Genomic DNA, 6,751 nt, shown 5'->3' on the forward strand with positions numbered 1-6,751 from the left:
TAACCCAGGAGGATAGGACGTCTATCCTCCTCGTCTGGAGACACTCTCGTGGATTTCACGTTTAAAATTGACTACTTGCTTGTTGGATTAATGCAAGTAATTGGTTTCTTTATCCAAGGCACAACAGGCTTTGGCTGTACCGTTATCGCCGCCCCTGTGACCAACGGTTTACTGGGTACCACCATGGGTGTGCCTTACGGCACTGCCATTACTATTCCCTTTTTGTACTATTTAGCCGTTAAGGGCAGAAAAGATATCTCATGGAAAGATCTGGGTAAGATTGTTGTTCTATGTGCGCCAGGCATTTTGATTGGCCAATATCTGTTCTACCAAATCAGCCCAGAAACCGCAAAAGTGCTCATCGGTGCCATGGTTACCATCATTGCCTTGATGAACCTTCACAAGTACGTCATCAAGCCGCTTGTCATCAAAGAAATGGACGACGTTGAAGTGGCTGACACACTTGTAAAACGCACCTTCCGTTACGGCTGTTTGATCCTTGGCGGCATTGTGCACGGCGCGTTTAACATCGGTGGTCCACTTATCACTGTTTACACACTGGAAGCAGTAAAAGACAAGAAAAAATTCCGTAATACCATGACCATGCTTTGGGTAGTACTGAACTCTTGGAACCTCTTTAACCAACACCAAAACGGCGCATTCACCAACGAATTGAACAGTGCTCTGTTGATTGCTCTTCCTCTGGCGGGTATTGGCTTCTTCTTCGGTATGCGCTTCCTTGAGAAGATCAACCGCGAACAATTCCTACGCATCGTTTACGTGGTTCTGCTGATCATCGGTTCTAACATGCTGCTAAGTAACATTCCATGGACGGCTGACAGCAAAATGATGTCAATGATCGGCACCGCGATCGTGCTAGCGGGTTACACATTCAACGTATTCAAAAAACGTAAAGTAAACGTTGAAAAGCTTCAGACTCGCTAATTCACCACAACCTTTTTAAGTAGCAATTGTTGCTACAGATATTTTTTACATTCCAAACAAGTACTGCTTATCGGCGTACTTGTTTGTTGAGGAACATTCAGTGAAAGACTTTAATTTTAAAATTCCACAAAATATTGAATTTGGCTTGGGCAGCTTAAACAAATTACCTGAGATCCTAACCAACAATAATTCAGACCACGTATTTTTGATTTCTGACCGCGGACTTGAAAGCCTTGGCGTAGTAAAAAAAGTGCAAGAGATCATCGAAGCAGGTGGTATCAAATGTACTTCTTACTTGGACGTTATACCTAACCCAACGATTACAATCGTCAACGAAGCGGCAGCACTTTACAAAGAATGTGGTGCGAGCAGCATTGTTGCGTTAGGTGGCGGAAGCCCGCTTGATGTTGCCAAAACCGTTGGTATTCTTGCGAAATTTGGCGGCGACATTAAACAATATGAAGGCCTGAACAAAGTACCTGGCCCTATCGTGCCAATGATCGCAATCCCAACCACAGCGGGAACCGGCAGCGAAGCCACGGCATCGTCTGTGATTACAGATGAAGCGATCAACTATAAGTTCTCTATCGTCAGTTACGAGACCCTACCAAAATACGCGATTTTGGACCCACAACTGATCATGACTGCGCCTGAATCTATTGCAGCCGCGTGTGGTGTTGATGCCTTGATTCATGCAATCGAAGCGTACGTATCCAAAAATGCATCGCCATTTACCGACACCATGGCAGAGAAAGCGATGCAGCTGATTGGTGCCAACCTGCGTAAGTTCGTTGCCAATCGCGAAGATGAAGATGCCGCTTGCGCCATGATGGTCGGCAGCAACTTTGCGGGTATCGCGTTTGCGTGGGCTCGCCTCGGTAACGTGCATGCCATGAGCCACCCTGTGAGTGCCTTCTACCACGTACCACACGGTGTTGCTAACTCCATTCTGCTGCCTACCGTGATGAAGTTTAACGCTGTGGCTGACAAAGGCCGCTATGAAGTGATTTACAACTTCATCCGTAAAGGTGATGCGCCAGTAGAAAACTTCACGCCTGAGATGTTAATCGAAGAGATCCAACAGCTGAACGATGACCTCAAGATCCCAAGAACGCTCTCTGAAGTCGGCGTGAAAAGCGACCTTATCGAAGAGATGGCAAGAGACGCGATGAAGAGCGGTAACGTGCTTTGTAACCCACGTGAGACCACGCTTGAAGATATGATTGAGCTTTACAAACAAGCGATCTAATCGACCTATATCGGCACTCGAAACCCTCTGGTTGTTTCGAGTGCCCTGTTTCTGAAATTCGATATATAGCTACTTTTTCATGGCAGCAACCAACACAGGTTTTGTGAGTGGATATATATGGAATTTTTTATTTATAGGTTTGTCATGAAAAGAGAACATGGAGAGGAACAGCCGTATATACCTGCTGGCCCCTTTAAGCTCAGGATACCCTTCATTCATGTAGGCTTTGAAAAAGTAGATTTTATGCAAGGTCTGCTGCTTTGTGCAGTGTGCCTAGGCATGATTCCGATTCTACAAGAATATCTAGGAATGCCATTTGAAGTCGCAGTGACCATTGTCGTCTTAAATGGCTTGTTCTATTTTTTACACATTCTGCTGGGTGACCCGATCATCCCCGGCTGGATAACACCCGCAATCCCTATTGTCATTCTCTACCTTGGCCAATTTGATATTGGCGTAGAGCGTGTTCATGCACTCATCGCGTTTCAGATCTCTTTAGGTGTGCTCTCTATTCTCTTAGGCGTTGCAGGCTTGGGAGAGCGTGTCGCGTCTATCATTCCTAATGCCATGAAATCTGGCATTATTATCGGTGCGGGCATCGCTGCCGTTAACTCGGTATTGGTTGAAGGTGGTCGCTTTGAACAGGCCCCTATTTCTATCATCGTTTGTACCGGTGTTGGCTTCTATTTATTGTTCTCTAGCCACTTCAAGAGCCAAAGAAACGCCAACAAGTTCACCAAGATTCTGGCCGATTTAGGCTCATTACCGATTATCCTGCTGGCGATTATTGTCGGCCCTTTAGTGGGTGAAATCCCATGGCCTCAAATTGAGTGGGGCTTTACGACCCTCGCCTTTGGGGAATTGTTCCAGAACTGGACTATCTTTGGCCTTGGCTGGCCCCCACTCGAAATGTTCGTGATGGGTTTACCTGCCGTGATTTCTACCTACATCATTTTGTTTGGTGATGTTGTTCAAGCCAAATGTCTGTTGGAAGACGCCAGTAAAAAGCGCCCAGATGAGAAGATTGATTACAACGCCAACCGTTCCAATATGATCTTTGGTATGCGAAATGTCCTGATGGGTATTTTCGGCCCGACGATCACCTTGTGCGGCCCGCTTGCGGCAGCCATGCAAGTAGTAGTTTGTGAACGCTTCAAGCTGGGGCCTAAGACCATGAACTCCATCAACAATGGTGCTATTTCCTACCGTTACGGCACCTTTGTCGGCTATTTTTTGCTGCCTATCGTCACCTTGGTAAAACCAGTGTTGGGCATTGCATTGGCAGCCACACTGCTTATTCAGGGTTTTGTTTCGTTCCGCGTGGGTGTGACGAAATCAAAAACCGTCAATGATTTAGGTATTGCAGGCGTGATGGCCGCCATCATCGCCACCAAAGGTGCCGCATGGGGCTTAGGCGCAGGGATCATCCTTTGCCTGTTTGTTAACCTTGGCAAAAGCCACCGACATGAAAGCGAAATCGCGGCAGAGTTGGAATCGACCGAGCTGAGAGACAGCGCAAAACCTAGTGTGGCGAATGGACGCTAGTGCTTAGTCAGTGATTTGTTTTAGATATGAAAAGCCCGCTCTGTGAGCGGGCTTTTCTAATTTGACGGAGAGATAGGGATTTGTAAATTATCTACACTGAAACCTATAAGAATCAAAGTCTTTGACTCAATGGAGGTTTTTCCGTTGAAAATAGAAAATCAGATATCCATCAATGAATCACACTCGACTCGACAGCCATAAGAGAGTCTTTCAAAGCACAAATTACCGCTTTGTAACTACGTTCCATTTAAAGGTTCAGTTAAAAATTACAAACTAAAAGCTCGAACATAATAGCTAATCTCAAGCTAAAAATAAGCAATTCCATGTATTGATCATGCTTGATACAATAGAGTTATATAAACAATTTCATATATTTAGGTAAAGTTTAGTATGGGTGATTATGAGTGGGGACGAGAGAATGGCTTATGGGGAGAAGATGGCATCCCTTACGAAATTGCTGATCAACTATCAGATGATGACAATGACCCAGATGATTTTAAAGTACGCTCGAACAATCTGAACTCAGAGCCACCTCACTACTCCAAAGAAGTGTTTCCTGGCATGCGTGAATCAGGAAATGTAAAAAACACTTCAAACTACACCATTGCAGAGTATGAAGATAAAGGTTTTAGACTTGAATCAATAGCTCTAGAAATCCAACATCACATCAACAGTCATTTCGTCTTATATGATTATAAAGGGTCTATCTTAACAAATAGCTCTGAAGTAATCCGTGTTTTACATACATTTTATACATACGATGTCTATGTTGACGGCGACGTGTTAGGTATCTCTGACACTTTGTTAGCCCTTACATCACAAAGCCATACTCCTGATTTTAACGCCCCTTTAGAGAACGACGTAGCTTCAAACATTCAGCTCTGGCATATGCAACTACATCCAAATTACGTAAATTGGGGGAAGGAGAAAGAACTTCTTGAGAAATATGCTCTTATAGGTTTAGGCAAAAGTAAACAAGAACCTTCCTTCATCAATTTCGAAAAGATGAAGATCAACGATATTGTTCTAGTTCGAAGAGGAAACATCCCAGTCGCTTTAGTACAAGTTAATAGCGAACTGGAAGAAATAAATGATAATAAGGATGAAACCCTAAACTTAGATTGGTTCAAATATAGAAGGAAAGTTATTGTCCTAGAATATGCAAACAGTGATATGGATAAATTCCCTAACACTAGAGGAACACTTTCCTTAGCAAACAATAAGAATTCATTGTCTTATCAGTATATTATTGATTGGTATAATTCAATACCTAGACAAAGAAACAATCCAATAAAAATACCTAAAACCATATTAATTAAGGAGGCTCCTCCATCGTTTAATGTAGAGTCCATATCTAAATCCTTGTCGGCAATAATTACTAAAAAACCAGACGAATCAGGAATGATGGTGGGTATCTTTGGTAAATGGGGACGCGGAAAAACGTATCTCTTCAACAAAATTTGGGAAAGTATAAGTTCTAACGATAATAGTTACCATCGAGTTGATTTTTCAGCTTGGAAGTATCAAGAAACAAAAGAATCTTGGGCGTACTTGTATGAAAACTTAATTAATGCATACTTAACCCCAAATCATAAATGTTTACCAAAGTGGTTGTCGAGTTCAATAAAACTATTTAGTCTCAATTATAGCAAGCACAAATATTTACCTATATTTAGTTTTCTTCTCATTATATCTTTTTCTATTTATTGGAATTTTTATAATGGCAGCACCGAATTAATTAAGCTAATAGTAAACTCATTCAGTGTAATTTTTATTGTAAAGTTATTCTTATTCTATCTAACAAATAAGAATCGAGCTTTGAATATTGTCAAGCAATATATTCATAAACCAGGGTATTCTGATTACTTGGGAATGCAAGCTGAGATAGAGAATGAGATTGAGCACCTTCTTAAAACATGGATACCAAAAGAAAATGATGGTAAAGTCATCCTATTTGTTGATGATATTGATAGGTGTGAAACCAGCAAAATAGTAAAATTAATTGATGGACTACGAATCATCCTTGATAATCCAGAAATTCATAAAAGACTGATTATCATAACTGCAATTGATGAGAAAATACTTAAAAACTCAATTGAAGATAAATATCAAAAGCTAAACAATAATGACAGAAACTTATTTAAAGAATACATTGAAAAAATATTCATAATAGGTATAAAGCTCAATGACCTAGAAATAGACGAAGTCAAAGAATACATATCAAACTTAGTTAAAAATGATCGGAAAGAGTTAAATGCTCCTGATAATAGAATGTCAGAAAGTCAAGATGCATTGATTGTAGAGCCTATTTATTCATCCGAAACCGTTATTACGGTGGATGATAATGGCGAGAGTAAATCATCTGAGAATTCCGAGCTTAAAACAAACAAGTTGGACATAGAAAGAGAAATTGAAATATCAAAAGAAGAAGAGACTGCGTTAATTGAATCAATCTCAAGACTCAATAATCCAACACCACGTAAAATCAGGATATTCTATTATAAGTATTTGATTTTAAAGCAAATATTTCACGTAAGACTTCTAGATAAGAAACTTATTGACACATGGGATATTGAATGTGACGAAAAGATCATCATTGACATATTGATTCACATTAGTAACAGCGAAAGTTTACCTAGCTATTCAAATCCTAATATTAGCATTGATATACTAGAAGAACTGAAGTACTCGGCAAACATGCTCTCCGTATTATAATTGTGTAAATGCTGTGGGTAGGATAATCTTCATCTATCGAACAGCTTCATATACCCTGATCATGTATGGATAAAATACTCTCTAACGTATATTTCCTTTTTATACGCTAGAGAGTGCATTTCAACTGTAATTTTTGAGCAGATAGTATCTTTTATCGACACTTGTATGATTTTGCTATTTTCCATCCTTTATATTCTGTATTTAGCAGAAAAAAGGGACAGACACTTTTGGAAGTTCTATTTATCTATTCTATGTTCCCATACAATTACCCAGTTCCTCAATAAGAAATAGGGAGAT

4 protein-coding genes are annotated in these 6,751 nt (G+C 40.6%); all 4 read left to right on the forward strand.

The genetic code is table 11. The features are described 5' to 3' along the window. Window positions 1-48: 48 nt before the first annotated feature. The 4 genes from LRP49_RS19755 (at window position 49) to LRP49_RS19770 (ending at window position 6,454) form a co-directional block, all read left to right on the forward strand. Window positions 49-945, forward strand: coding sequence for a sulfite exporter TauE/SafE family protein (locus tag LRP49_RS19755; protein WP_274144239.1), 897 nt, complete (start codon window positions 49-51; stop codon window positions 943-945). A gap of 100 nt (window positions 946-1,045) precedes the next feature. Then, entirely contained in the window at window positions 1,046-2,194 is a 1,149-nt protein-coding gene (locus LRP49_RS19760) for an iron-containing alcohol dehydrogenase (protein WP_274144241.1), read from the forward strand. 144 nt (window positions 2,195-2,338) lie between these two features. Continuing rightward, the gene (locus LRP49_RS19765; protein WP_274144243.1) at window positions 2,339-3,739 is read left to right on the forward strand and encodes a xanthine/uracil/vitamin C permease; all 1,401 of its coding nucleotides are present in this window, start codon (window positions 2,339-2,341) and stop codon (window positions 3,737-3,739) included. Between the two features lie 390 nt (window positions 3,740-4,129). Continuing rightward, the gene (locus LRP49_RS19770) at window positions 4,130-6,454 is read left to right on the forward strand and encodes a KAP family P-loop NTPase fold protein (RefSeq protein ID WP_274144245.1); all 2,325 of its coding nucleotides are present in this window, start codon (window positions 4,130-4,132) and stop codon (window positions 6,452-6,454) included. Window positions 6,455-6,751: the final 297 nt, after the last annotated feature.

The organism is Enterovibrio qingdaonensis (genome assembly GCF_028683135.1).
Taxonomy (GTDB): Bacteria; Pseudomonadota; Gammaproteobacteria; order Enterobacterales; family Vibrionaceae; genus Enterovibrio; species Enterovibrio qingdaonensis.

Excerpts from the sequence above, each read along its gene's own strand:
- LRP49_RS19765 (WP_274144243.1), top strand. The coding sequence starts at position 2,339 with ATGAAAAGAGAACATGGAGAGGAACAGCCGTATATACCTGCTGGCCCC.
- LRP49_RS19770 (WP_274144245.1), top strand. The coding sequence starts at position 4,130 with ATGGGTGATTATGAGTGGGGACGAGAGAATGGCTTATGGGGAGAAGAT.